The organism is Variovorax sp. PBS-H4, from assembly GCF_901827205.1.
GTDB lineage: Bacteria > Pseudomonadota > Gammaproteobacteria > Burkholderiales > Burkholderiaceae_C > Variovorax.
In genome coordinates this window covers 4929845-4952395 of sequence record NZ_LR594675.1, presented here as the reverse complement: position 1 = coordinate 4952395, position 22551 = coordinate 4929845, and the positions used below count along the sequence as shown (strand labels likewise).

The following is a 22551-nucleotide window of genomic DNA, read 5'->3' as shown; positions in this document are numbered from 1 at the left end:
CAGCGTTACTTGCCGCCCCACGTCAGACGCGTGGCAGGCCGTTTGAGCGTGCGCTTGAACTGGCCATCGGGCGAGACGAGCTGCACGTCGATCTGCCGCAGGCCGGTGAAGGCGCTGAACAGCGCAAGCTCGATGAACTTTGTCTCCGTCGCCTTGGTGCAGTTGAAGGCGATCGTGCCATCGAGATCCGCATGGCCCTCGCTCGCGCCGGTCTCGGCCTTGCCCAGGCCCAGGGCCGCCGAACGGAGCGTCACCGGACCGAGCTTGCAGTTGGCGGCGGGGTCGATCTTGAACAGCTGATCGGCCGCGCGCAGCTGCGCAACGACGTCGCCGGCGATCTTCTTCTCGGCCTCGGTCTTGGGGGCATGCTCGAAGCCGACGAAGTTCTCGAGCGGTGATTCCATCTCGATCACGACGGTCGGGCCCTCGATCGCGATGTCGAGCTTGAGCTGGCCGTGAACATGCGCACGCGCCTGCGCCATGGCCGCCAACGGGGCTGCCGCGACCAGGCCCGTGAACGCGAAAGTCCAGAAAAGGCGTTGAAGATTCATGCCTTGGCACCTTGCCGTGTCGGCAGTCCCGGCGTATTGCTCCATTCGCTCCAGCTGCCGGCATAGAGCGCACTCGGTCCCATCCCGGCAATCTGCATGGCGAGCACGTTCGGCACGGCGCTCACGCCGCTGCCGCAGTGGTGGACGACGGTGGCGGGGTCGCGGCCCTGCAACAGCGCTTCGAACTCGGCGCGCAGCTGGGCGGCCGGCTTGAACTTGCCCTCGGGGCCGAGGTTCTCGGTGAACGGCCGGTTCAGGGCCCCGGGAATGTGACCGGCGATCGGGTCGAGAGGTTCCACCTCGCCGCGGTAACGCGCGGCGGCGCGCGCGTCGATCAGCGTCTGGTCTGCCTTCTCGAGCCGCGCGGCGACCGTGCGCGTGTCGACCAGCGCCACAAGAGGGTCGCCGGGGACGAAGTTCGACTGGAAGCGCGCCGGTTCCTCGCCTTCGCTGGTCTGGCCGCCCGCCGCCTGCCAGGCCTGCAGGCCGCCGTCGAGCACTGCCACGGCCTCGTGGCCCAGCCACTTCAGCATCCACCAGAGCCGGCCGCAGTAGTTGGCGCCGTTGCGGTCGTAGACCACGGCCTGCATGTTGTTCGCAAAGCCGATGCTGCAAAGCCAGGCTGCAAACTTCTCGCGGCTGGGCAGCGGATGCCGCCCGCCCGATGCCGGCGGGCCTTCGTCGGCCTGCGTCACCACGACCTCTCCATTGGCGCCCGGCACGCCATGCCTGGCGCTCAGGTCGGTGTCGAGGTTGACGTAGATCGCTCCGGGGATGTGAGCCGCCCGGTACTGCGCGGGGCCGGCCTCGGGTTTCATCAGGTCGAAGCTGCAGTCGAACACCATCTGCGGCGCACCGCTGCGCTGCAGGTCCATGAGCTGGTCGACGGAAATCAGGGTCTGGTACATGGCGGTCCTTCCTTGCTCAATGTTCTTCGGCGGGTGCCTTGGGCAGCGAGCGCTCGCGCAGCACGGTGGCCGCGATGCCGCTGCCGACGATCAGCGCCATGCCGGCCCAGCCGGCCGCGTCGATGCGATCGCCGAACAGAAGCACACTGTAGACGGCCGCAAAGACAATGCCCGAATATTGCAGGTTGGCCACGACGAGCGTGCCGCTTTGTGTCTTGGCGCTGGCGTAGGCGCGTGTCATGCACAGCTGCCCCAGGGCGGCGAGCACGCCGACGGGCAGCAGCCATGCCGCGTGCGCCCAGGTCCATTGCTCCCACGGCGTAAAGCTGCCCAGCAACGTGACGAGACCGCCGGCCACCGCAGAGCCGACCGCAAAATAGAACACCGTGCGCGACTCGGGCTCGCCCACGCGCGAAAGCGCGACCACCTGCATGTAGGCGAAGGCGGCAGTCAGGCCGGACAGCAAGCCGACCAACCCCGCGAAACCCTGGCTGTCGCCGACGCTGGGCCTGAGCATCAACACCACGCCACCGAAGCCGGCCAGCACGGTCAGCACCAGCGGACCCTGCAGCGGCGGCCGGGGCACGCGCCCGTCGCGGCCGGGCACCGGCACCCAGGCGAGCAGCGCCCCGCCGACCAGGAAGGCCGCGATCCAGACGCTGCTCATGTAGTTGAGCGTCATGGCGGTTGCCAGCGGCAGGTGGGCGATGGCGTAGAACCAGGCGCCCATCGAGAACACGCCGATCAGGCTGCGCCAGGCGTGCATGCCGGGGTAGGGCGTGGCAAGCGTGATGCCGCGCTGGCGCGCCAGCGCCCACAGGAACAGCATGCCGATCAGGCCGCGGTAAAGCACCAGCTCGGCGCTCGTGAACCAGGCCGAGGCGAACTTCACGCACACGCCCATGGTGGCGAAGATCAGCGCTGCCAGCACCATCCAGAGGGCTTGCATTCCCCTAGAACTTCATCTCGCGGCGGTACCACTCGTGGAACTGCTGCATTCCGTCTTCCATCGGGCTTTGATAGGGGCCGCTCTCGTCGACGCCGCGCAGCATCAGCGCGCGGCGGCCGGCGTCCATGCGCTCGGCGATCTCGTCGTCCTCGACGCAGGTTTCCATGTAGGCGGCCTGCTGCGCTTCGACGAATTCGCGCTCGAAGGCGACGATCTCCTCAGGATAGAAGAACTCGACCATGTTGAGCGTCTTCTGCGGTCCCATGGGATGCAGCGTCGAGACGGTGAGCACGTGCGGGTACCACTCGATCATGACGTGGGGGTAGTAGGTGAGCCAGATCGCACCGTACTTCGGCGGCTTGCCTTCGCGGTACTTCAGCAGCTGCTCCTGCCACTTCTGGTAGACCGGGCTGCCGGCGCGGCCCAGGCGGTTGGCGACGCCCACCGTCTGCACCGAGTGGTGGTGGCCGAATTCCCAGCGCAGGTCCTCGCAGGTGACGAAGCTGCCGAGACCGGGATGGAAGGGCCCGACGTGGTAGTCCTCGAGGTAGACCTCGATGAAGGTCTTCCAGTTGTAGTTGCACTCGTGCAGCTCAACGCGGTCCAGCGCATAGCCCTCGAAGTCGAGGTCCGCGCGCGGACCGAGCCGGGCCAGGTCGGCAGCGACGTCGCGCCCGCCTTGCGGGTCTTGCTCGAACAGCAGACCATTCCATTCGGTCAGCGGGTAGTTGTGCAAGTCAAGGCACGGGTCCTGCGCGAAATGCGGCGCGGCGATCAGCTTGCCGGTGGTGCGCGGGTCGGCGGCGGCGTAGGTCCAGCGGTGCAGAGGGCACACGATGTTGCCGCCGCCGGCCAGCGGATCGAGCGCGCCGCGGCCCTGCAGGATCAGCGCCTGGCGATGCCGGCATACGTTGGAGATCAGCTCGACGCCCTTGGGCGTATGCACCAGCGCGCGGCCCTGCTGCTCCTGCGGCAGTGCGTGGTAGTTGCCTTGTTCGGGCACTGCGAGGCGGTGGCCGACATAGCGCGGACCGCCGGCAAAAAGGCTTTGCAGCTCGCTGGCATAGAGCGCCTCGTCGAAGTACGCGGAAACCGGGAGTTGGCTGGAAGCCTGCTGCAGTTGAAGACTTAAATCAGACATGGATGACCTGACCAAGCTCCCCACAGGGAGGAAAGAACGAAAGAGCGGCCGCTGAAGCGCGGATGGCCCCAAGAAAATCGCCGGCGGGCGCCGGCGCGAGAGCGGGGGATTGTACCCCGGGAAAAATAGGCGTGCTGCTGCTTTGCCCTCGATGCGAAGGGCTTTGGAGGCGGGGCAGATGGGCCTGCGAGGCGTGCCATGGTGCCCCCCGTCCTAAAATGCCCCGTTTCATTCCCACCCCCGCATGCCCAAGGTGTCCGCTTCCTCCCCGCCTGCTTCTTCACCCGCCGCTCCCGACACCGGCGCGCTGCCCGCGAGCTACGAGGCCGGCCTTCAGGAACTCGAGCAGCTGGTGGCCGAGCTCGAATCGGGGCAGCTCCCGCTCGACCAGTTGCTCGTCAGCTACCAGCGAGGCGCGGCACTGCTGGCCTTCTGCCGCGACAAGCTGCAGGCTGTCGAAGATCAGATCAAGGTGCTTGACGCGAACGGCCTCAAGGCCTGGGCTGGGGAATGAGCGCCGTCCGGCCGCCCGATCGCGCTGGCACTGCAGCCGAAGGTAGTTCGACACCGACGGATGCCATGCGCTGGGACTCGCGGCGCCTTGCAGCCTGGAGCGAACCGCTGCTTGCGCGCGTCGAAGCCGCACTGTCGCGCTGGGTCGGCGTCGATGCGCCGGTGCTGCTGGGCGATGCAATGCGCTACGCCGTGCTCGACGGCGGCAAGCGGCTGCGGCCCTTGCTGGTCTTCGCCGCCAGCGAGTCGGTCGGTGGCCACGCCGAGGCGGCGCTGCGTGCCGCCTGCGCTGCCGAGCTGATCCATGCCTATTCGCTGGTGCACGATGACCTGCCGTGCATGGACAACGACGTGCTGCGCCGCGGCAAGCCGACGGTGCATGTGAAGTTCGGCGAGGCCGACGCGCTGCTCGCGGGCGATGCCCTGCAGGCCTTGGCCTTCGAGCTGCTCACGCCCGAAAGCGAAGGCGTCGCACCCGAGGTGCAGGCCCGGCTCTGCCGCCTGCTGGCGCGCGCAGCCGGCAGCCAGGGCATGGCCGGCGGCCAGGCGATCGACCTGGCCAGCGTCGGACTCGCGCTCGACGAGGCGCAGCTGCGCGAGATGCATCGCCTGAAGACCGGCGCCCTGCTGCAGGGCAGCGTCGAAATGGGCGCTGCGTGCGGCACCATCGATGCCGAGGCGCTCGATGCACTGCGTGCCTACGGCGCCGCGATCGGCCTGGCCTTTCAGGTGGTGGACGACATCCTCGATGTCACGGCCGACTCGCAGACCCTGGGCAAGACCGCGGGCAAGGACGCAGCGAGCGACAAACCGACCTACGTCTCGCTGCTCGGCCTCGACGGCGCGCGTGCGCAGGCGCGCGAGCTGCTGGTCGACGCGCTGCGGGCTCTCGACCGCAGCCGGCTGGCCGATACTGGTGCATTGCGTGCGCTGGCCTACATGGTCGTGGACCGCGATAGATAGACAACGACAAACCCCATGGCCCCGCTGCTTCCCACTCTCCACGACCCCTCCGCCTTGCGGCACTTCGATCGCGCGCAGCTCAAGCAGCTGGCCGACGAGGTGCGCAGCTGCGTGCTCGACAACGTCTCGCGCACCGGCGGGCACTTGAGCTCGAACCTCGGTACGGTCGAGCTCACGGTGGCGCTGCACCACGTGTTCAACACGCCGCACGACCGGCTGGTGTGGGACGTGGGCCACCAGACCTATCCGCACAAGATCCTCACCGGACGGCGCGAGCGCATGCCCAGCCTGCGCCAGCTCGGCGGCATTTCCGGCTTCCCGCAGCGCAGCGAAAGCGAGTACGACACCTTCGGCACCGCGCATTCCTCGACCAGCATTTCGGCCGCGCTGGGCATGGCGCTGGCGGCCAAGCAGAAGGGCGAAGACCGGCACGCGGTCGCGATCATCGGCGACGGCGCGATGACCGCCGGCATGGCCTTCGAGGCGCTCAACAACGCGGGCGTGTACGACTGCAAGCTGCTCGTCATCCTCAACGACAACGACATGTCGATCAGCCCGCCGGTGGGCGCCCTCAACCGCTACCTCGCGCAGCTGATGAGCGGCAATTTCTACGCCGCGGCCAAGAACGTGGGCAAGAGCGTGCTGCGCGCCGCGCCGCCGCTGTTCGAGCTGGCCAAGCGCCTGGAGCAGCATGCCAAGGGCATGGTGGTGCCGGCGACGCTCTTCGAACAGTTCGGCTTCAACTACGTGGGCCCGATCGACGGCCACGACCTCGACTCGCTGGTGCCGACCCTCGAGAACCTCAAGCACCTGCACGGGCCCCAGTTCCTGCACGTGGTCACGAAGAAGGGCCAGGGCTACAAGCTGGCAGAAGCCGACCCGGTGGCCTACCACGGGCCCACCAAGTTCGATCCGGCCATTGGCCTGGTCAAGCCCGCCACGGCGCCCAAGCAGACCTTCACGCAGGTCTTCGGCCAGTGGCTGTGCGACATGGCGGCGCAGGACAGCCGGCTGGTCGGCATCACGCCCGCGATGCGCGAGGGCTCGGGGCTGGTCGAGTTCGCGCAGCGCTTCCCGGAGCGCTACTACGACGTCGGCATTGCCGAGCAGCACGCCGTCACCTTCGCCGCCGGCCTGGCGTGCGAAGGACTCAAGCCGGTGGTCGCGATCTACTCGACTTTCCTGCAGCGCGCGTACGACCAGATGATCCACGACGTGGCGATCCAGAACCTTCCGGTCGTGTTCGCGCTCGACCGCGCAGGCCTGGTCGGCGCCGATGGCGCCACCCATGCGGGCGCCTACGACATCCCCTTCATCCGCTGCATTCCCAACATGAGCCTGGCCTGTCCGGCGGATGAAGCCGAGTGCCGGCAGCTGCTTTCCAGCGCCTTCGGCCAGGACCATCCGGTAGCGGTGCGCTACCCGCGGGGCGCCGGCGCCGGCGTGGCGGCACCGGCGGGGCTCGACGCGCTGCCCTTCGGCAAGGGCGAACTGCGCCGCTCGGGCCGGCGCATTGCGATCGTGGTCTTCGGCACCTTGCTGTATCCGGCGCTCAAGGCTGCCGAGGCACTCGATGCCACGGTGCTCAACATGCGCTGGGTCAAGCCGCTCGACGTCGAGCTGCTGCTGGAGACCGTGGCCACCCACGACTGCATCGTCACCCTCGAAGAAGGCGCCGTGATGGGTGGCGCGGGCAGTGCGGTCATCGAGGCGCTGCAGGCGGCCGATGTGCTGCGGCCCGTGCTGCAGCTGGGCCTGCCCGACCGATTCATCGAGCATGGCGATCCTGCCAAGCTGCTGTCGAGCATCGGGCTCGATGCGCCGGGCATCGAGCGGTCGATTCGCGAGCGCTTTGGCGCGAGCGAGCCCGCAGGGAAAACCCGCCCCGGGGTCATGTAAGCACTTTTTACAATCTTGCTGCCTCGACAGCAAAGTCGGCAACGCGGCCACGAGCCGCGTTCTTGTTTTTTCCAAGCACTCGGAGTCAACCTCAAATGGATCGTCGTTCCCTTATCAAAAACGCAGGCATCGCCGGCGTCCTCGCTGCCGGCATCGCGCCCGCAGTCCACGCGCAGGCGGCAGTGCGCTGGCGCCTGGCCTCGAGCTTTCCCAAGTCGCTGGACACAATCTACGGGACGGCCGAGGTGTTCGCCAAGCAGGTGAGCGACGCAACCAGCGGCAAGTTCCAGATCTCGGTGCATGCCGGCGGCGAGCTCATGCCGGCCTTCGGTGTGGTCGACGGCGTGCAGAACGCCTCCGTCGAAATGGCGCATACCGCACCCTATTACTTCTACGGCAAGGACCCGACCTTCTGCCTTGGCTGCGCAGTGCCCTTCGGCATGAACACGCGCCAGATGAACGCCTGGATGTACGAAGGCAACGGTCTCAAGCTGATGCGTGCCTTCTACGCCAAGTACAACATCTTCAACCTGCCCGGCGGCAACACGGGCGCGCAGATGGGCGGCTGGTTCCGCAAGGAGATCAAGTCGGTCGCGGACCTGAAGGGCCTGAAGTTCCGCACCAATCCCTTCGCGGGCAAGGTGCTCGAGCCCTTCGGCGTCATCCCGCAGTCGATCCCCGGTGCCGACCTGTACCCCGCACTCGAGAAGGGCACGCTCGATGCACTCGAGTGGGTCGGCCCTTACGACGACCAGAAGCTCGGCTTCAACAAGGTCGCGAAGTTCTACTACTACCCCGGCTGGTGGGAAGGCGGTCCGCAGCTCGACTTCTACATCAACACGAAGGCGTGGGAAGGCCTGTCCGCCGAGTACAAGGCCATCGTCGAAGCGGCGGCCGCACATGCCAACATCACCATGACGGCGAAGTACGACGCGCGCAACCCGGTGGCACTGAAGCAGCTGGTCGGCTCGGGCACCGTGCTCAAGCCTTTCACGCAGGACGTGATGAACGCCGCCTTCAAGTCGTCACAGCAGATCTACGCTGATCTGAACAACACCAACCCGGAGTGGAAGAAGATCTACGGCGACTGGGCCAAGTTCCTGGCCGATCAGAACGCCTGGTTCCGCTTCACCGAAGGCACCTTCGATCGCTTCATGCAGCAGCAGAAGCTGTAATCGGGACCTTCGCTTCCTGATCCTGAAGCAACAAGCCCCGCCGGTCACGGCGGGGTTTTTTTTGCCCGGTGCAACATTGCCTCAGCCAGGTCGTTGCGCTGAAGACGTGGCTCTGTCCAGAGGCAGCCGCTCGGCCACGCGTTCGGCAAAGCGCGTCAAAAGCCGCGCATCGGCGGAGTGGAACCAGGTAACCGCCGGGCCCTGCCGCACCAGCAGCCGCGGCGCGACGATGCGGTCCACCCAACGCCAATGCACCAGCTTGAGCTGCGTGACCTTCGCCGCGTCCGCTCGCCGGTTCCAGATCCAGGTCTGCGTCAGCACATCGCCTTCGAGCCGCGTGCGGCTGTAGACGATCCAGTAGCCGACCCACGCGATGCAGGCCGTGGCGCCTCCGAACAGCAGCAGGCTCGGTGTCGACCACACGGCGCTGCGCAGCGCAGGCAGGCTCCACAGACCGAAGGCCAGCAGGTCGACGATCAGCACCACGGCCAGGATCCGCACCAGGGGCGGGTAGGCGGGGCTTTCGAGCGGTCCGGCCGTATCGCGCTCGGCGGGGTTCACTGCTTGTTATCGGTCCCGGTCCCGGCCCCGGGCGCCGGGGCGGGCGCCTCGGGTTCGGGCTCGGGCATCGGCAGCGCGTCGGGCTCACCGGACTTCCTGTTGCCGAACGGGTCGTCCATGTTGATGCCGCCGCTGCCGGGGCCCTGCAGGTCCGCGGGCATCTCCAGCTGGACCTTGTCGACGTCGACCACGACCTTCTTGTCGAGGAACACGGTGACTGTCTGCGGAAAGAAAATGACGATGCCCACCAGCAGCAGCTGCAGCCCGACCCAGGGGATGGCACCCAGGTAGATGTCGCGCGAGTCGACCTTGCGCGGCAGCGCGCCGTTCTTGAACAGCGTGTCGGCGATGCCGCGCAGGTAGAACAGCGCAAAGCCGAAGGGCGGGTGCATGAACGAGGTCTGCATGTTCACGCACAGCAGCACGCCGAACCACACCATGTCGATGCCCAGCTTGGCCGCCACTGGCCCCAGCATCGGCAGGATGATGAAGGCGATCTCGAAGAAGTCGAGGAAGAAGGCCAGGAAGAAGACGAAGACGTTGACCGCGATCAGGAAGCCGATCTGCCCGCCCGGGAGGCCCGAGAGCATGTGCTCGATCCACTTGGCGCCGTCCACGCCCTGGAACACCAGCGAGAACACGCGCGAGCCGATCAGGATGAAGACCACCATCGCGGTGAGCCGCATGGTGCCGTTCATCGCGTCCTTGAGCATCGGCCAGTTCAGCCGCCGGTGGATGGCGGCCAGGAGCAGGGAGCCCACCGCGCCCATTGCGCCGGCCTCGGTCGGCGTCGCGATCGCGTGGTCCATGAACGGCAGGCCGCCCATCGAGCCCAGCACCGCGAAGATCAGGATGGCCGACGGGATGATCCCGCGCAGGCACTTGGCCCACAGGGCCCAGCCCTGCAGCGTGCGCGCGGAGGCCGGCACGCCCGGCACGTAGCTGGGCCGGATGCGCGAGACCAGGAAGGTGTAGATCGCGAAGATCAGCACCTGCAGGATCGACGGGCCCCAGGCACCCTTGTACATCTGGCCCACGTCGGTGCCGAGCTGGTCCGCCATCACGATCAGCACCAGCGAGGGCGGCACCAGCTGCGTGATGGTGCCCGAGGCCGCCAGCACGCCCGTGGAGTAACGCATGTTGTAGCCGTAGCGCATCATCACCGGCAGCGAGATCATCGCCATCGCGATCACCTGGCCGGCCACGGTGCCGGTGATCGCACCGAGGATGAAGCCCACGATGATCACCGAGTAGCCCAGGCCGCCGCGCACCGGGCCGAAGAGCTGGCCCATGGAGTCGAGCATGTCTTCGGCCAGGCCGCACTTCTCGAGCACGGCGCCCATCAGCGTGAAGAAGGGAATGGCCAGCAGCGTTTCGTTCGACAGGATGCCGAATACGTTGAGCGGCAGGTTGGCCATGAAGCCCGGCGGAAACCAGCCCATCTCGATCGCGATGAAGCCGCTGAGGAGGCCGAGCGCCGACAGCGAGAACGCCACCGGGAAGCCGATCAGCATGATCACCACCAGCCCCGCAAACATGACCGGGGCGAAATTTTCCATCTGCATTTTTCTTGTCCTGGGAAGCGGCGCGTGTGGGGGTGGTGCTTACTGCACCGGCTTCTCGTAGTGCGTATCCATCTCGATCAGGCCGCGCAGATAGGCGACGCGCTTGATCACCTCGGCCACGCCTTGCAGGAATACGGCGCCGAAGCCGACCGGCATCATCAGCGCGGCCGGCCAGCGGATCAGGCCACCGATGTTGCCGGACATCTCGCCGCTCCTCAGCATGCCGAGGAAGAAGGGGAGAGTGAGCCAGAACAGCAGGCCCATCACGGGCAACAGGAAGAACAGCAGTCCGAACAGATCGACGTAGACCGGGCCGTTGCGCTTGAGCTTGCCGTAGATGATGTCCACCCGCACATGCTCGTTGAGCTTCAGCACCAGCGGCGCGCCGAGCATCACGGTCGCGGCGAACAGATACCACTGGATCTCAAGCCACGCGTTGGAGCTGAAGTCCAGGCCGTAGCGCACAAAGGCGTTGCCGGCGGAGATCACGGAGGCGGCGAGCACGGCCCACGCCGCCAGCTTGCCGAGCTGGGCGCTGATCCAGTCCATGGCCAGCGCGAACTTGAGGAATACGGACAAGGTATGTCTCTTTGGGATGGTTTCCGCGCCTGTCGGGTAGGGTCGGCGCAAAGCCCGGAATGTTAACTCGCCGCGCAGAACGCCCGCCCGGCGCCCTCGGCGGGTTTTCCCTGCGAAGTGCTCCCGCGTTGCGCGAAGGCGGTGGCCATAATGGCCCATGCCTTCGAGTCCGCCGTCACGACCGCCTTTCGGCAGCTCCGGTCAGCGTCCCCACGCCATCGACTCGCCCGAGATGCGGCGCGCAGGCCGCGAACTGCTCTCGCTGGCGCTGATCGACGCGCGCAACCACACGCTGCACCTGCTGTCGCTTTACGAGCAGGCGCTGGGCTCCGAGGCCCTGGCAGTGCCGCGGCAGGAGGGCATCGATCCACCGCTCTGGCTCGCCGGCCACATCGGCTGGTTTTCCGAATGGTGGATAGCGCGCAACACGCAGCGCGCCTTCGGCGCCGACTGCCCGGTGCGGCCCACGCGGCTCGCCGCCATCGAGCCTCAGGCGGATGCCTGGTGGAACCCGGCGCAGATCGAAGCCAAGGCGCGCTGGTCGCCGGATCTGCCCAACCTCTCGCTGACCAAGGCCTACCTGCTCGAGACACTGGAGAGCACGCTCGAACTGCTGGAGCATGCGGTCGAGACCGATGCCGGCCTTTACTTTTACCGGCTGGCGCTGTTCCATGAAGACCTGCGCGGCGAGCAACTGGTGGTGATGGCGCAGACCCTCGGCCTGCCGCTGGGCATCGAGGCCTGGCCGGCGCCGGTGGAACATGCGCCGCTGCTGATGCCGGCCACGGCCTGGACGCTCGGCGTCGACGAGCCCGGCTTCGCTTTCGCGCAGGAGCGCGGTCAGCGCACGCTGGAGATACCCGAGTTCGAGATCGATGCACAGCCCATCACCTGGAGCCAGTACGTGGAGTTCGTCGACGACGGCGGGTACGACCGCGAAGAGCTGTGGCTGCCGGGCGGGCTGGCCTGGCTCGCTGCACAAGCCGAGGGACGACGGGGCCCGCGCCATGTGGAGCAGATCGGTGCCGCGCGGCGCGGCAGCGGCGGCTCGGTGTTGCAGCAGCGCTTCGGCCGGCCCATGCGCGCGGCGGGCAACCAGAGCGCGGTGCATGTGAGCTGGTGGGAGGCCGATGCCTGGGCACGCTGGGCCGGACGCCGGCTCGCGACCGAGGTCGAATGGGAGATCGCTGCCCACACGGCGGTGCGGCACGGCTTCCGGTGGGCCGACGTGCACGAGTGGACCGCGGGCACCCTGCAGCCCTGGCCGGATTTCCGCGCCGACCCTTGGAGCGCGGGCAGCGAGTTCGATCCGCAGCCCGCCTTCGGCACGGCGCGCGTGCTGCGCGGCGCTTCAGCCGCCACCCGCGCGCGCCTGCGGTCGCCCAAGCACCGCGGCTTCGCCTGGCCGGAGCGGGACGACGGATTCTTCGGGTTCAGGACCTGCGCGCTTTGACGGCGTGCCATCATCGGCGCGGCACAACATCGACGGAAAGGGCGCTGCCGGATGGCTCGCGTGCGTGACCCGGCTGGCTACGACGGCCAGCGAGAAATGATTCTTTCGAATGCGGCGCAGTTGTTCGCGCAGCGCGGCTACGCGGGCACGTCGATGAACGAGGTGGCCGCGGCTTGCGGCGTCTCCAAGGCGACGCTCTACCACTACGTGCGCGACAAGCACGACCTTGCCGTACGCATTGCCGAGGAGCACGTCCAGCGCCTCGAGGCCGTGGTGGAAGAGGTGCTGCGCGAACACGCGACGCCCGAGGCGCGCCTGAACGCGCTGATCCGCAGCTTCGTGGCCGAATACGCGATGGCGCAGAACGCCCAGCGCGTGCTGACCGAGGACGTGCGCTTCCTGCGCGAGGAGGATCAAGAGCGCATCATCGGCGTCGAGCGACGCGTGGTCGCCGCCTTTGCCCGCACCATCGCGGAGGTGCGCGGCGAGGCCCCCGCGAGCAAGCTCGGCAAGCCCATGGCGATGCTGCTCTTCGGCATGATCAACTGGATGTTCACCTGGATGAAACCCGGCCGCGAGCTCGACCACGAGGCCATTGGCCACATGGTTGCCGACCTGTTCTTCGGCGGTGTTCGCGCAGTGGAGCTGCCGCCTGCGCTGTCGCCCAAGGGCGAGCGCGCGATCGCCGGTGCGCGCAAGCTGCGTCGAGGCGAGTAGGAAGCCCCTGAAGGCTCAGCCGCGCCGCGTAGCGATCAGGGGGCGCACGTCAGGCGATTGAAGGCGCGGCCGGTCCTGCTCGGCCGCGGCCAGCGGCTGTACTTCGACCAGGCTTGCGAGGCAGCGCCGGGTGAGGTCCTGGTAGGTCCGCGTACCTTCCTGTTTCCAGGCGATCTCCTCCTCGCCGAGCTCGCGCCGCACGCGCGCCGGCACGCCGGCCACCAAGCTGCGCGCCGGCACCTTCATGCCGGCCGGCACGAACGCGCAGGCCGCGACGAAAGCCGATTCGCCGATCTCGGCCTCGTCCATCACCACCGCATTCATGCCGACCAGCGCGTCGCGCCGCACGACACAGCTGTGCAGCACTGCGCCGTGGCCGATGTGGCCGTCTTGCTCGACTACCGTGTCCTGGTCGGGAAAGCCGTGGATCACGCAGTTGTCCTGCACGTTCGCGCCGCGCTCCAGCACGATGCGCCCGAAGTCGCCGCGCAGGCTGGCACAAGGTCCGACGTAGCAGCCCGGGCCCACGATCACGTCGCCGATCAGCACGGCGGTGGGGTGTACGTAAGCGCCGGGGTCGACCACCGGCACCACGCCTTCGAGCGCATAACAAGGCATGAGATCTGCTCCCTCTCGGTTGGAAAAAAAGTCGACGCACGCTAGCCTTCAGGGTTAGTACCGAAGGCGAAAGCTTGCAAGGGCAAAATCGCGGATCCTATAATCAACCGAACGGTCGGTCAATTATTCGAGACACTTCCTTCGGCCGATCGTCAACCCCACCAGCAGCACCACGATGAACGAACCCTTGGTACGTAGCACTCAATCGGGCGCCGTGCGCACGCTCCAGCTCAACCGGCCCGAGGCGCTCAACAGCTTCACTTCGCAGCTGCATGCCGCGCTCATGGCTGCACTCGACGAAGCGGCGGGTGATCCTGCGGTGCGCTGTGTGGTGCTGGGCGGCGCGGGGCGCGCCTTCTGTGCCGGCCAGGACCTGTCCGACCCGATGGTGGCGCCGGACTTCACCCCCGGCGCCACGCCCAAGGACCTGGGCCAAGTCATCGAGTCGCTCTACGCGCCGCTCGTACTGCGCATCCGCTCGATGCCGGTGCCGGTCATCGCCGAAGTGCATGGCGTCGCGGCCGGTGCGGGCGCGAACCTTGCGCTGGCCTGCGACCTGGTGGTCGCCGGCCGCTCCGCCAGCTTCATCCAGGCCTTCACCAAGATCGGGCTGGTGCCCGACACCGGTGGCACCTGGCTGCTGCCGCGGCTGGTCGGACAGGCGCGTGCGATGGGCCTGGCCTTGCTCGGTGACAAGCTTCCGGCGGCCGAGGCGGCACAGATGGGCCTGATCTGGAAATGCGTGGAGGACGACGAGCTCAGCCTCACCGTCGAGTCGCTGGCGCATCGCCTGGCCGCGATGCCGGTGCGCGCGCTGGTCGCCACGCGCAAGGCACTGGCCGATGCCCAGGCCCTGGACCTGCCCGCCGCGCTGGCGCGCGAGGCCGCACTGCAGCGCGATCTTGGTGCCGCCGGCGACTACCGCGAAGGCGTGGAGGCCTTCCGCGCCAAGCGCCTGCCGCAGTTCGACGATCGCTGAGAAGGCCACATCGATGAGCGACACCCACGCCCAGCACACCGCGGAACGCGTGCGCGATGCCATGTTCGCCCGGGACCGCGCCGTGCGCGGCCTCGGCATGGAAATCGAGGCCATCGCGCCCGGCCGCGCCGATGTCACCATGACCGTGCGCGAAGACATGCTCAACGGCCATGACATCTGCCACGGCGGCTTCATCTCGGCGCTGGCCGATTCGGCCTTTGCCTATGCCTGCAACTCCTACAACGAGGTGACCGTCGCGTCGGGCTTCGGCATCGACTTCGTGGCGCCGGCGCGCGAGGGGGATCGGCTGGTCGCGCGCTGCGTCGAGGTCTCGAAGACCGGCCGCACGGGCGTCTACGACACGGAGGTGCTGAACCAGCGCGGCGAGCGGGTCGCGGTGTTCCGAGGACGTTCCTACACTTTGAAGGGCAAGCCGGTCGCACCGGCGTGAACGCAACCGCCCCCAGGATTTGAGGAGACATCCATGCCCGTCCGACACCCTTCGCCCGGTGATCTCGAAGCCATCGAAACCGCGAGCCGCGACGAGATCGCCGCGCTGCAGCTGCAACGCCTCAAGGCCACGCTGCAGCGCGCCTACGACAAGGTGCCCCACTACCGCCAGGCCTTCGATGCCCGCGGCGTACACCCCGGCGACTTGACCCAGCTGAGCGACATCGCCAAGTTCCCCTTCACCGTCAAGAAGGACCTGCGCGACAACTATCCCTTCGGCATGTTCGCCGTGCCGCGCGAGCAGGTGGCGCGCATCCATGCCTCCTCGGGCACCACCGGCAAGCCGACCGTCGTGGGATACACCCTGCAGGACATCGAGCACTGGGCGAACCTCGTGGCGCGCTCCATACGCGCCGCGGGCGGGCGGGCCGGCGACATCGTGCACGTGGCCTACGGCTACGGCCTCTTCACCGGCGGCCTGGGCGCGCACTACGGTGCCGAGCGCGCCGGCTGCACCGTCATCCCGATGTCGGGCGGCCAGACCGAGAAGCAGGTGCAGCTGATCCGCGACTTCCGCCCCGACATCATCATGGTCACGCCCAGCTACATGCAGGTGATCATCGAGGAGTTCCAGCGCCAGGGGCTGGATGCGCGCGAGAACTCGCTCAAGGTCGGCATCTTCGGCGCCGAACCCTGGACCGAGGCCATGCGGCGCGAGATCGAGCATAAGGGAGGCATGGACGCGGTCGACATCTACGGCCTGTCGGAAGTCATGGGCCCCGGCGTGGCGAGCGAGTGCATCGAAAGCAAGGACGGCCCGGTCGTGTGGGAAGACCATTTCTACCCTGAGATCATCGACCCCGAGACCGGCGAGGTGCTGCCCGACGGCGAGGAGGGCGAGCTCGTCTTCACCTCGCTCACCAAGGAGGCGCTGCCGATCGTGCGCTACCGCACGCGCGACCTCACCCGCCTCCTGCCGCCCACCTCGCGCAGCTTCCGCCGCATGGGCAAGATCGTCGGGCGCAGCGACGACATGCTGATCATCCGCGGCGTCAACGTCTTCCCCACGCAGATCGAGGAGATCGTGCTGGCACACGAGAAGCTCTCGGGCCAGTACCTGATCAAGGTCGGCCGCGAAGGCCACCTGGACCACGTCGAGGTGCGTTGCGAACTGCAGCAGGCCGCCGCCGGCCTCTCGGGTACCGAGTGCGACCAGATCGCGCAATGGGTGCAGCAGCGCGTGAAGACCATGGTCGGCATCTCGACCACGGTGCTGGTGCAGCCCCCCGAATCGCTCGAACGCACGCTGACCGGCAAGGCCCGGCGCGTGGTCGACGAGCGCCTTAAGACCTGAGACCGCCTGAAAGGACACGCCATGTACACCCAAGCAATGGACACCATGGGCAAGGACAAGGACGGCCCCAAGGCCGTGCGCTCGGCCGAGGAGATGCGCCTGGAGCAGCGCTTCGACGAGCGCATCGATGCGGGCGGCTTCGTCGAGGCCAAGGACTGGATGCCCGAGCACTACCGCAAGACGCTGGTGCGCCAGATCAGCCAACATGCGCATTCCGAGATCGTGGGCATGCTGCCCGAGGGCAACTGGATCAGCCGCGCGCCCACGCTGAAGCGCAAGGCGATCCTGCTGGCCAAGGTGCAGGACGAGGGCGGGCACGGCCTCTACCTGTACGCCGCGGCTGAGACCCTGGGCACCAGCCGCGACCAGATGCTCGATGCACTGCACAGCGGCAAGGCCAAGTACAGCTCGATCTTCAACTACCCCACGCTGACCTGGGCCGACATGGGCACCATCGGCTGGCTGGTCGATGGCGCGGCGATCATGAACCAGGTGCCGATCTGCCGCTGCTCCTACGCACCCTATGCGCGCGCCATGATCCGCATCTGCCGCGAGGAAAGCTTTCATCAGCGCCAGGGCTACGAGGCGCTGCTGACCATGATGCAGCACGGCACCGAGGCGCAGAAGGCGATGGTGCAGGACGCGGTGAACCGCTGGTGGTGGCCCTCGATCATGATGTTCGGCCCGCCCGACGACCAGTCGCCCAACAGTGCGCAGTCGATGCGATGGGGCATCAAGCGCTTCACCAACGACGAGCTGCGCCAGAAGTTCATCGATGCCGCGGTCGAGCAGGCCAAGGTATTGGGCGTGACCCTGCCCGACCCTGAGCTGAAGTGGAACGAGGAACGCCAGGCGCACGACCATGGGCCGATCGACTGGGCCGAATTCTGGCGGGTGATCGGCGGCGACGGCCCTTGCAACCGCGAGCGGCTCGGGGCCCGCGTGAAGGCCTGGGAAGAAGGCGCCTGGGTGCGCGATGCCGCGCTGGCCCATGCGCGCAAGCAACATCATCTGAAGGAAGCAGCATGAGCGACACGAGCATCGAACATGAATGGCCGCTGTGGGAAGTGTTCGTGCGCAGCAAGGCCGGGCTGGATCACAAGCACTGCGGCAGCCTGCACGCGCCCGACCCGAAGATGGCGCTGCAGATGGCCCGCGACGTCTATACGCGGCGGCAGGAAGGCGTCAGCGTCTGGGTGGTGCGCTCCGACCAGATCGTGGCGAGCGATCCCGGCGACAAGGACATGTTCTTCGACCCGGCGGAAGACAAGGTCTACCGCCACCCGACCTTCTACGCCTTGCCGAAGTCGGTCGACCACATGTGAGCGGAAGCGAGCCATGCAAGCATCCATCGAACTCGACCGCAGCCCCGCCGTGCAATACCTGCTGCGCATCGGCGATACCTGCCTGATCCTGGCGCAGCGCCTGGGTGAATGGTGCGGCCACGCGCCGATCCTCGAAGAGGACATCGCCATCACCAACATGGCGCTCGACCTCGTCGGCCAGGCGCGCGCACTCCTCACGCGCGCCGGCGAGATCGAGGGCCGCGCGCACGACGAGGACCAGCTCGCCTTCCTGCGCGACGAGCGCGACTATTTCAACGCCACGCTGGTCGAGCTGCCGCGCGGCGACTTCGCCTTCAGCGTGCTGCGCAACGCGATGGTCGCCACGCTGCTCAAGCTGCTGTGGGAAAAACTCGAGGCGTCGAGCGATGCCGAGGTGGCCGCCATCGCCTGCAAGGCCGTCAAGGAGGCGCGCTACCACCAGCAGCATTCGGCCGACTGGGTCGTGCGCCTGGGCGACGGTACCGGCGAATCGCATGCGCGCATGGAGGCCGCGCTGGCCCACCTGTGGCGCTATGTGCCCGAGCTCTTCGCGTCCGACGCCATCGACGAAGAGGCGCGTGCCAGCGGCCTCGGGCCGGCCTGGTCCGAGCTGCGCGAGGCGTGGTTCGCAGAGATGGGTCCGGTGCTCGAGGAGGCCACGCTGTCGATCCCGGCCGAGTCGGCCTTCCTGAGCACCGGCAAGCGCGGCGTGCACAGCGAACACATGGGCTACATCCTGGCCGAGATGCAGCATCTGCAGCGCGCCTATCCGGGCGGGGTGTGGTGATGGATGCGTTGCGCCTTCCCGCAGCGAACGAGACCCGCGTGGCGCGCGCCTGGGAGGTGCTGGGCACCGTGCTCGACCCCGAGGTGCCGGCACTGTCGGTTTGCGACCTGGGCATCGTGCGCGAGGTCCTGCCGCACGGGGAGGGGTTGGAGATCGTGCTGACGCCCACCTATTCCGGCTGCCCCGCCACCGAGGTGATCGAGCGCAGCGTGCTCGATGCCATCGACGCCGCCGGGCTGGGCCCCGCCCGCGTGACGCTGCGCCGCGCCCCGGCATGGACCACCGACTGGATCAGCGCCGAAGGCAAGCGCAAGCTGCGCGAGTACGGCATCGCGCCACCGGGCGCGGCGGGCTTGCATGGTGGCGCGGTGCCGATCCGCCTGGTGCGCCGTCCGCCGGCCGCGCCGGTCGCCTGCCCCCGATGCGGCAGTGCCCACACCGAGCGGCTGTCGGCCTTCGGCTCCACGGCCTGCAAGTCGCTCTACCGCTGCCTCGATTGCCGCGAACCGTTCGAGCACTTCAAACCCCTCTGAACCATGAGCGTCATCTTCCACCCGCTGCGCGTGCGCAGCATCGAGCCCGACACCGCCGAGGCGGTGATCGTTTCCTTCGACGTACCCGAGGAACTGCGCGGCGTGTTCGGCTTCACCCAGGGCCAGTACCTCACGCTGCGCAAGGAGATCGACGGCCAGGACCTGCGCCGCTCCTATTCGATTTGCGCCGGTGTCGACGACGGCGAGCTGCGCGTGGGCGTGCGCAAGGTGCAGCAGGGCCAGTTCTCGAACTGGATCAACAGCAGCCTCAAGCCCGGCGACACGCTGCAGGTGATGGCGCCGCAGGGCCGCTTCTTCGTGCCGATCGAGCCCGGGGCGCAGCGCCACCACGTGGGCATCGCCGGCGGCAGCGGCATCACGCCCATCCTCTCGATCATGAAGACGGTGCTGGCGCGCGAGCCGCATTCGCGCTTCACGCTCATCTACGGCAACCGGCAGCTGCGGTCCACGATGTTCAAGGAAGAAATCGAGGACCTGAAGAACCGCTACATGACGCGCCTGTCGCTGCAGCTCGTGTTTTCCGACGAGCATACCGACGTGCCCATCAATGCGGGCCTGATGAATCGCGAGAAGATCGCCGAGTTCCTGCAGGGCCTGGTGCCGCCCGGCAGCATCGACCACGTCTACGTCTGCGGTCCCTTCCAGATGAACGACGAGGCCGAGGCCGCGCTGCTGGAGGCGGGCGTGCCCGAGGAGCGCATCCACATCGAGCGCTTCGGCCTCGCGCAGTCGCCAACGGGTGCGGTGGGCGCCGTGGTGCACACACCGCAGCCGGGCGATGCCGAGACTGCGCGCATCACCATCGTGCGCGACGGGATCGCCCGCGAGATCCCGTACACCCTCGGCCAGCCCAGCATCCTCGACGCGGCGTCCTCCGCCGGCCTGGAAGTGCCGTACTCCTGCACTTCGGGCGTCTGCGGCACCTGCCGCGCCAAGCTCCTGGAAGGGGAAGTGCGGATGGAGCGCAACTTCGCGCTCGACAAGAATGAGGTGGCGGGTGGCTTTATCCTCACCTGCCAGGCACACCCCCTGACCGAGCGCGTGCGGCTGTCCTTCGACGAACGCTGAGCGCGCGCGATTTTTCAACTACCGGAGACCGTTCATGAGTTCTTTCACCCGCCTCGGCGTGGCACTGCTGTGCGCCATGGCCTTCGCCGCGCACGCCGACATCAACGTCGGAGTGACCCTGTCGGCGACCGGGCCGGCCGCTTCCCTCGGCATTCCCGAAAAGAACACCATTGCGCTGATGCCCAAGACCATCGGCGGGCAGAAGATCAACTACATCGTGCTCGACGACGCTTCCGACACCACGGCTGCGGTGTCGAACACGCGCAAGCTGATCAGCGAGAACAAGGTCGACATCGTGCTCGGCTCGACCGTGACGCCCAATTCGCTGGCCATGATCGACGTGGTGGCCGAAGAGAAGGTACCGATGATCTCGATGGCGGCCTCGGCGCGCATCGTCGAGCCCATGGACGCCAAGCGCAAGTGGGTCTTCAAGACGCCGCAGAACGACATCATGATGTCGCTGGCGATCGCCGAGCACATGGCCGCCAACGGCGTGAAGACGGTCGGCTTCATCGGCTTCTCCGACGCCTATGGCGAAGGCTGGTTCCAGGAATTCACCAAGGCTGCCGAGCTGAAGAAGCTCAAGGTCGTGGCCAATGAGCGTTATGCCCGAAGCGACACCTCGGTCACCGGCCAGACGCTCAAGCTCATCTCCGCCAAGCCCGACGCCGTGCTGATCGCCGGCTCCGGCACCCCGGCCGCGCTGCCGCAGAAGTCGCTGAAGGAGCGCGGCTACGCCGGCAAGGTCTACCAGACCCACGGCGTCGCCAATTCCGACTTCCTGCGCGTCGGCGGCAAGGATGTCGAGGGCACGCTGCTGCCCTCGGGCCCGATGCTGGTGGCGTCGCAGCTGCCCGATTCGCATCCGCTCAAGAAATCGGCGCTGGCCTACGTCAACGCCTACGAGGCCGCCAATGGCAAGGGCAGCGTGTCGACCTTCGGTGGCCACGCCTGGGATGCCGGCCTGATCATGAATGCCGCCATTCCGGTCGCGCTGAAGAAGGCCCAGCCCGGCACGCCGGCGTTCCGCGCCGCGCTGCGCGATGCGCTCGAAGAGGTGAAGAACGTCCCCGGCGCGCATGGCATCTTCACCATGTCGCCCACCGACCATTTGGGCCTGGACCAGCGCGCGCGCGTGATGGTCAAGATCGAGAACGGCGCCTGGAAGTACCAACCGCAAGAATAAGGCTCGCCCCCAGGTTGGCTCACTTCGTGTAGCCGCCCACCCCCTACCGGGGGCAACACCAGCGGCCCGGCAAAGCCGGTTCCGCGGTGTTTCACCAACGGGCCTGGCTTCGCCGGCCGCGGGGTGGTGGGACGCGAGCGCAGTGAGGCATCGAGTTGAGTATTCCTAACTGAAAGCGGCCCGCGCCGGAGAAGCTGCATGGATTTGCAAATCGCCCTGATCCTGGGGCAGGACGGTATCGTGAACGGGGCGATCTACGGGCTCATGGCGCTGGCGCTGGTGCTGGTGTTCTCCGTGACCCGCGTCATCTTCATCCCGCAAGGGGAATTCGTGGCCTTCAGTGCGCTGTCGGTGGTGGCGCTGCAGGCCGGCCGGGTGCCGGCCACGCTGTGGCTGCTGCTCGTGCTGGCGGCGGCGGCACTCGTGGTGGAGCTGTGGCGCTGGAAGCGCGGCGCGGTGGTCGACTGGGCCTCGACGCTCGCCTGGTGCGTGGCGCTGCCGCTCGTGGCCTGCGCGCTGGTGCTGCTGCTGCGCCCCGAGTCGCTGGTCATGCAGACACTTGCGGCGCTCGCCGTGATCGTGCCGCTCGGCCCACTGCTGTACCGACTGGCCTACCGGCCGCTGGCCGATGCGACCGTGCTCACGCTGCTGATCGTGTCGGTGGCGCTGCACGGCGTGCTGGTCGGCCTGGGGCTGCTCTTCTTCGGTGCCGAGGGCTCACGCACGCCTGCTTTTTCCGAAATGCGGCTGGACCTGGGCGGCGTCGCCGTCACCGGCCAGTCCCTGGTGGTCGTGGCGGTCACAGCGGCGCTGGTGGTGCTGATGTTCCTGTTCTTCGAGCGCTCGATCGTCGGCAAGGCGCTGCGGGCGACCGCGATCAACCGCGTCGGCGCGCGGCTGATGGGCATTCCGACGGGGCTTTCAGGGGACCTGAGCTTCGCCCTGGCGGCGGCGATCGGCGCGGTCTCGGGGCTGCTGATTGCGCCGATCACCACCATCTATTACGACACCGGCTTCCTGATCGGCCTGAAAGGCTTCGTGGCGGCAATCGTCGGCGGGCTGGCCAGCTACCCGCTGGCCCTGGTGGGCGCGCTGATCGTGGGGCAGCTCGAGACCTTCTCTTCGTTCTGGGCCAGTGCGTTCAAGGAGGTGTTCGTTTTTACGCTGATCATTCCGGTGCTTTGGTGGCGTTCGCTTAGCAGTCGGCATGTGGAGGATGAGGAATGAGCGTGCTGGTTTCCGATTTGCTCCCTCCC

24 protein-coding genes are annotated in these 22551 nt (G+C 67.5%); 16 read left to right on the top strand and 8 right to left on the bottom strand.

Features of this window, described 5'->3' with window-relative positions; all coding sequences use genetic code 11:
• Positions 1-5: 5 nt before the first annotated feature.
• From E5CHR_RS23640 to E5CHR_RS23625, 4 genes are read right to left on the bottom strand one after another with little or no spacing between them, the layout of a single operon-like run.
• Positions 6-551, bottom strand: a complete 546-nt coding sequence (locus E5CHR_RS23640; protein ID WP_162582103.1) for a DUF2796 domain-containing protein — start codon at positions 549-551, stop codon at positions 6-8.
• On the bottom strand, positions 548-1459 hold the full coding sequence (locus E5CHR_RS23635; protein ID WP_162582102.1) for a sulfurtransferase: 912 nt from the start codon (positions 1457-1459) through the stop codon (positions 548-550). Before E5CHR_RS23635 ends, E5CHR_RS23640 begins: the two co-directional genes overlap by 4 nt.
• Positions 1460-1475: 16 nt before the next feature.
• Positions 1476-2408, bottom strand: a complete 933-nt coding sequence (locus tag E5CHR_RS23630; RefSeq protein WP_174255738.1) for a DMT family transporter — start codon at positions 2406-2408, stop codon at positions 1476-1478.
• A 4-nt stretch (positions 2409-2412) separates the two neighbouring features.
• A complete protein-coding gene (locus tag E5CHR_RS23625) occupies positions 2413-3549 on the bottom strand; it encodes an aromatic ring-hydroxylating oxygenase subunit alpha (protein ID WP_162582101.1) in 1137 nt (378 codons plus the stop codon).
• A 244-nt stretch (positions 3550-3793) separates the two neighbouring features.
• Between E5CHR_RS23625 and xseB the strand changes: the two genes are divergently transcribed.
• From xseB to E5CHR_RS23605, 4 genes are all read left to right on the top strand, one after another.
• Positions 3794-4063, top strand: a complete 270-nt coding sequence (xseB, locus tag E5CHR_RS23620; protein WP_162582100.1) for an exodeoxyribonuclease VII small subunit — start codon at positions 3794-3796, stop codon at positions 4061-4063.
• Between the two features lie 65 nt (positions 4064-4128).
• The gene (locus E5CHR_RS23615; RefSeq protein WP_162582099.1) at positions 4129-5025 is read left to right on the top strand and encodes a polyprenyl synthetase family protein; all 897 of its coding nucleotides are present in this window, start codon (positions 4129-4131) and stop codon (positions 5023-5025) included.
• A gap of 15 nt (positions 5026-5040) precedes the next feature.
• Positions 5041-6924 carry a 1-deoxy-D-xylulose-5-phosphate synthase gene (dxs, locus tag E5CHR_RS23610; protein WP_162582098.1) on the top strand — a complete coding sequence of 628 codons (1884 nt, stop codon included), beginning with the start codon at positions 5041-5043 and terminating at the stop codon, positions 6922-6924.
• 95 nt (positions 6925-7019) lie between these two features.
• Positions 7020-8099: a TRAP transporter substrate-binding protein gene (locus tag E5CHR_RS23605; protein ID WP_162582097.1), complete on the top strand. Its 1080-nt coding sequence runs from the start codon at positions 7020-7022 to the stop codon at positions 8097-8099.
• Positions 8100-8180: 81 nt separating this feature from the next.
• Here the strand turns inward: E5CHR_RS23605 and E5CHR_RS23600 are convergent, their stop codons facing one another.
• The 3 genes from E5CHR_RS23600 to E5CHR_RS23590 are packed head-to-tail and all read right to left on the bottom strand — an operon-like array spanning position 8181 to position 10804.
• Positions 8181-8660, bottom strand: a complete 480-nt coding sequence (locus E5CHR_RS23600) for a hypothetical protein (RefSeq protein WP_162582096.1) — start codon at positions 8658-8660, stop codon at positions 8181-8183.
• Entirely contained in the window at positions 8657-10225 is a 1569-nt protein-coding gene (locus E5CHR_RS23595) for a TRAP transporter large permease (RefSeq protein WP_162582095.1), read from the bottom strand. The genes E5CHR_RS23600 and E5CHR_RS23595 overlap by 4 nt, the downstream gene beginning before the upstream one ends.
• A 39-nt stretch (positions 10226-10264) precedes the next feature.
• Complete coding sequence (locus E5CHR_RS23590) at positions 10265-10804, bottom strand: TRAP transporter small permease subunit (protein WP_162582094.1); 540 nt, start codon at positions 10802-10804, stop codon at positions 10265-10267.
• A 157-nt stretch (positions 10805-10961) separates the two neighbouring features.
• Here E5CHR_RS23590 and E5CHR_RS23585 point away from each other — a divergent pair, with 157 nt between their 5' ends.
• Positions 10962-12257: an SUMF1/EgtB/PvdO family nonheme iron enzyme gene (locus tag E5CHR_RS23585; RefSeq protein WP_162582093.1), complete on the top strand. Its 1296-nt coding sequence runs from the start codon at positions 10962-10964 to the stop codon at positions 12255-12257.
• Positions 12258-12308: 51 nt separating this feature from the next.
• Positions 12309-12974, top strand: a complete 666-nt coding sequence (locus tag E5CHR_RS23580; protein WP_162582092.1) for a TetR/AcrR family transcriptional regulator — start codon at positions 12309-12311, stop codon at positions 12972-12974.
• A gap of 15 nt (positions 12975-12989) precedes the next feature.
• On the opposite strand, the gene paaY is transcribed toward E5CHR_RS23580, so the two are convergent.
• On the bottom strand, positions 12990-13592 hold the full coding sequence (gene paaY, locus E5CHR_RS23575) for a phenylacetic acid degradation protein PaaY (protein WP_162582091.1): 603 nt from the start codon (positions 13590-13592) through the stop codon (positions 12990-12992).
• Positions 13593-13767: 175 nt separating this feature from the next.
• Between paaY and E5CHR_RS23570 the strand changes: the two genes are divergently transcribed.
• The 10 genes from E5CHR_RS23570 (at position 13768) to E5CHR_RS23525 (ending at position 22522) form a co-directional block, all read left to right on the top strand.
• Entirely contained in the window at positions 13768-14571 is an 804-nt protein-coding gene (locus E5CHR_RS23570; RefSeq protein ID WP_162582090.1) for an enoyl-CoA hydratase-related protein, read from the top strand.
• A 13-nt stretch (positions 14572-14584) separates the two neighbouring features.
• On the top strand, positions 14585-15022 hold the full coding sequence (gene paaI, locus E5CHR_RS23565; RefSeq protein WP_162582089.1) for a hydroxyphenylacetyl-CoA thioesterase PaaI: 438 nt from the start codon (positions 14585-14587) through the stop codon (positions 15020-15022).
• A gap of 33 nt (positions 15023-15055) precedes the next feature.
• Positions 15056-16375 (top strand): phenylacetate--CoA ligase PaaK, encoded by a 1320-nt coding sequence (gene paaK / locus E5CHR_RS23560; RefSeq protein ID WP_162582088.1) that lies wholly within the window; start codon positions 15056-15058, stop codon positions 16373-16375.
• Between the two features lie 21 nt (positions 16376-16396).
• The gene (paaA, locus tag E5CHR_RS23555) at positions 16397-17404 is read left to right on the top strand and encodes a 1,2-phenylacetyl-CoA epoxidase subunit PaaA (protein WP_162582087.1); all 1008 of its coding nucleotides are present in this window, start codon (positions 16397-16399) and stop codon (positions 17402-17404) included.
• Entirely contained in the window at positions 17401-17700 is a 300-nt protein-coding gene (gene paaB, locus E5CHR_RS23550; RefSeq protein WP_162582086.1) for a 1,2-phenylacetyl-CoA epoxidase subunit PaaB, read from the top strand. Before paaA ends, paaB begins: the two co-directional genes overlap by 4 nt.
• Positions 17701-17713: 13 nt before the next feature.
• Positions 17714-18487, top strand: coding sequence for a 1,2-phenylacetyl-CoA epoxidase subunit PaaC (gene paaC / locus E5CHR_RS23545; protein ID WP_162582085.1), 774 nt, complete (start codon positions 17714-17716; stop codon positions 18485-18487).
• The gene (paaD, locus tag E5CHR_RS23540) at positions 18487-19020 is read left to right on the top strand and encodes a 1,2-phenylacetyl-CoA epoxidase subunit PaaD (RefSeq protein ID WP_162582084.1); all 534 of its coding nucleotides are present in this window, start codon (positions 18487-18489) and stop codon (positions 19018-19020) included. Before paaC ends, paaD begins: the two co-directional genes overlap by 1 nt.
• Positions 19021-19023: 3 nt before the next feature.
• Positions 19024-20109 (top strand): 1,2-phenylacetyl-CoA epoxidase subunit PaaE, encoded by a 1086-nt coding sequence (gene paaE, locus E5CHR_RS23535; protein WP_162582083.1) that lies wholly within the window; start codon positions 19024-19026, stop codon positions 20107-20109.
• Positions 20110-20143: 34 nt separating this feature from the next.
• Positions 20144-21295: an ABC transporter substrate-binding protein gene (locus E5CHR_RS23530; protein ID WP_162582082.1), complete on the top strand. Its 1152-nt coding sequence runs from the start codon at positions 20144-20146 to the stop codon at positions 21293-21295.
• A gap of 198 nt (positions 21296-21493) precedes the next feature.
• The gene (locus E5CHR_RS23525) at positions 21494-22522 is read left to right on the top strand and encodes a branched-chain amino acid ABC transporter permease (RefSeq protein WP_162582081.1); all 1029 of its coding nucleotides are present in this window, start codon (positions 21494-21496) and stop codon (positions 22520-22522) included.
• Positions 22523-22551: the final 29 nt, after the last annotated feature.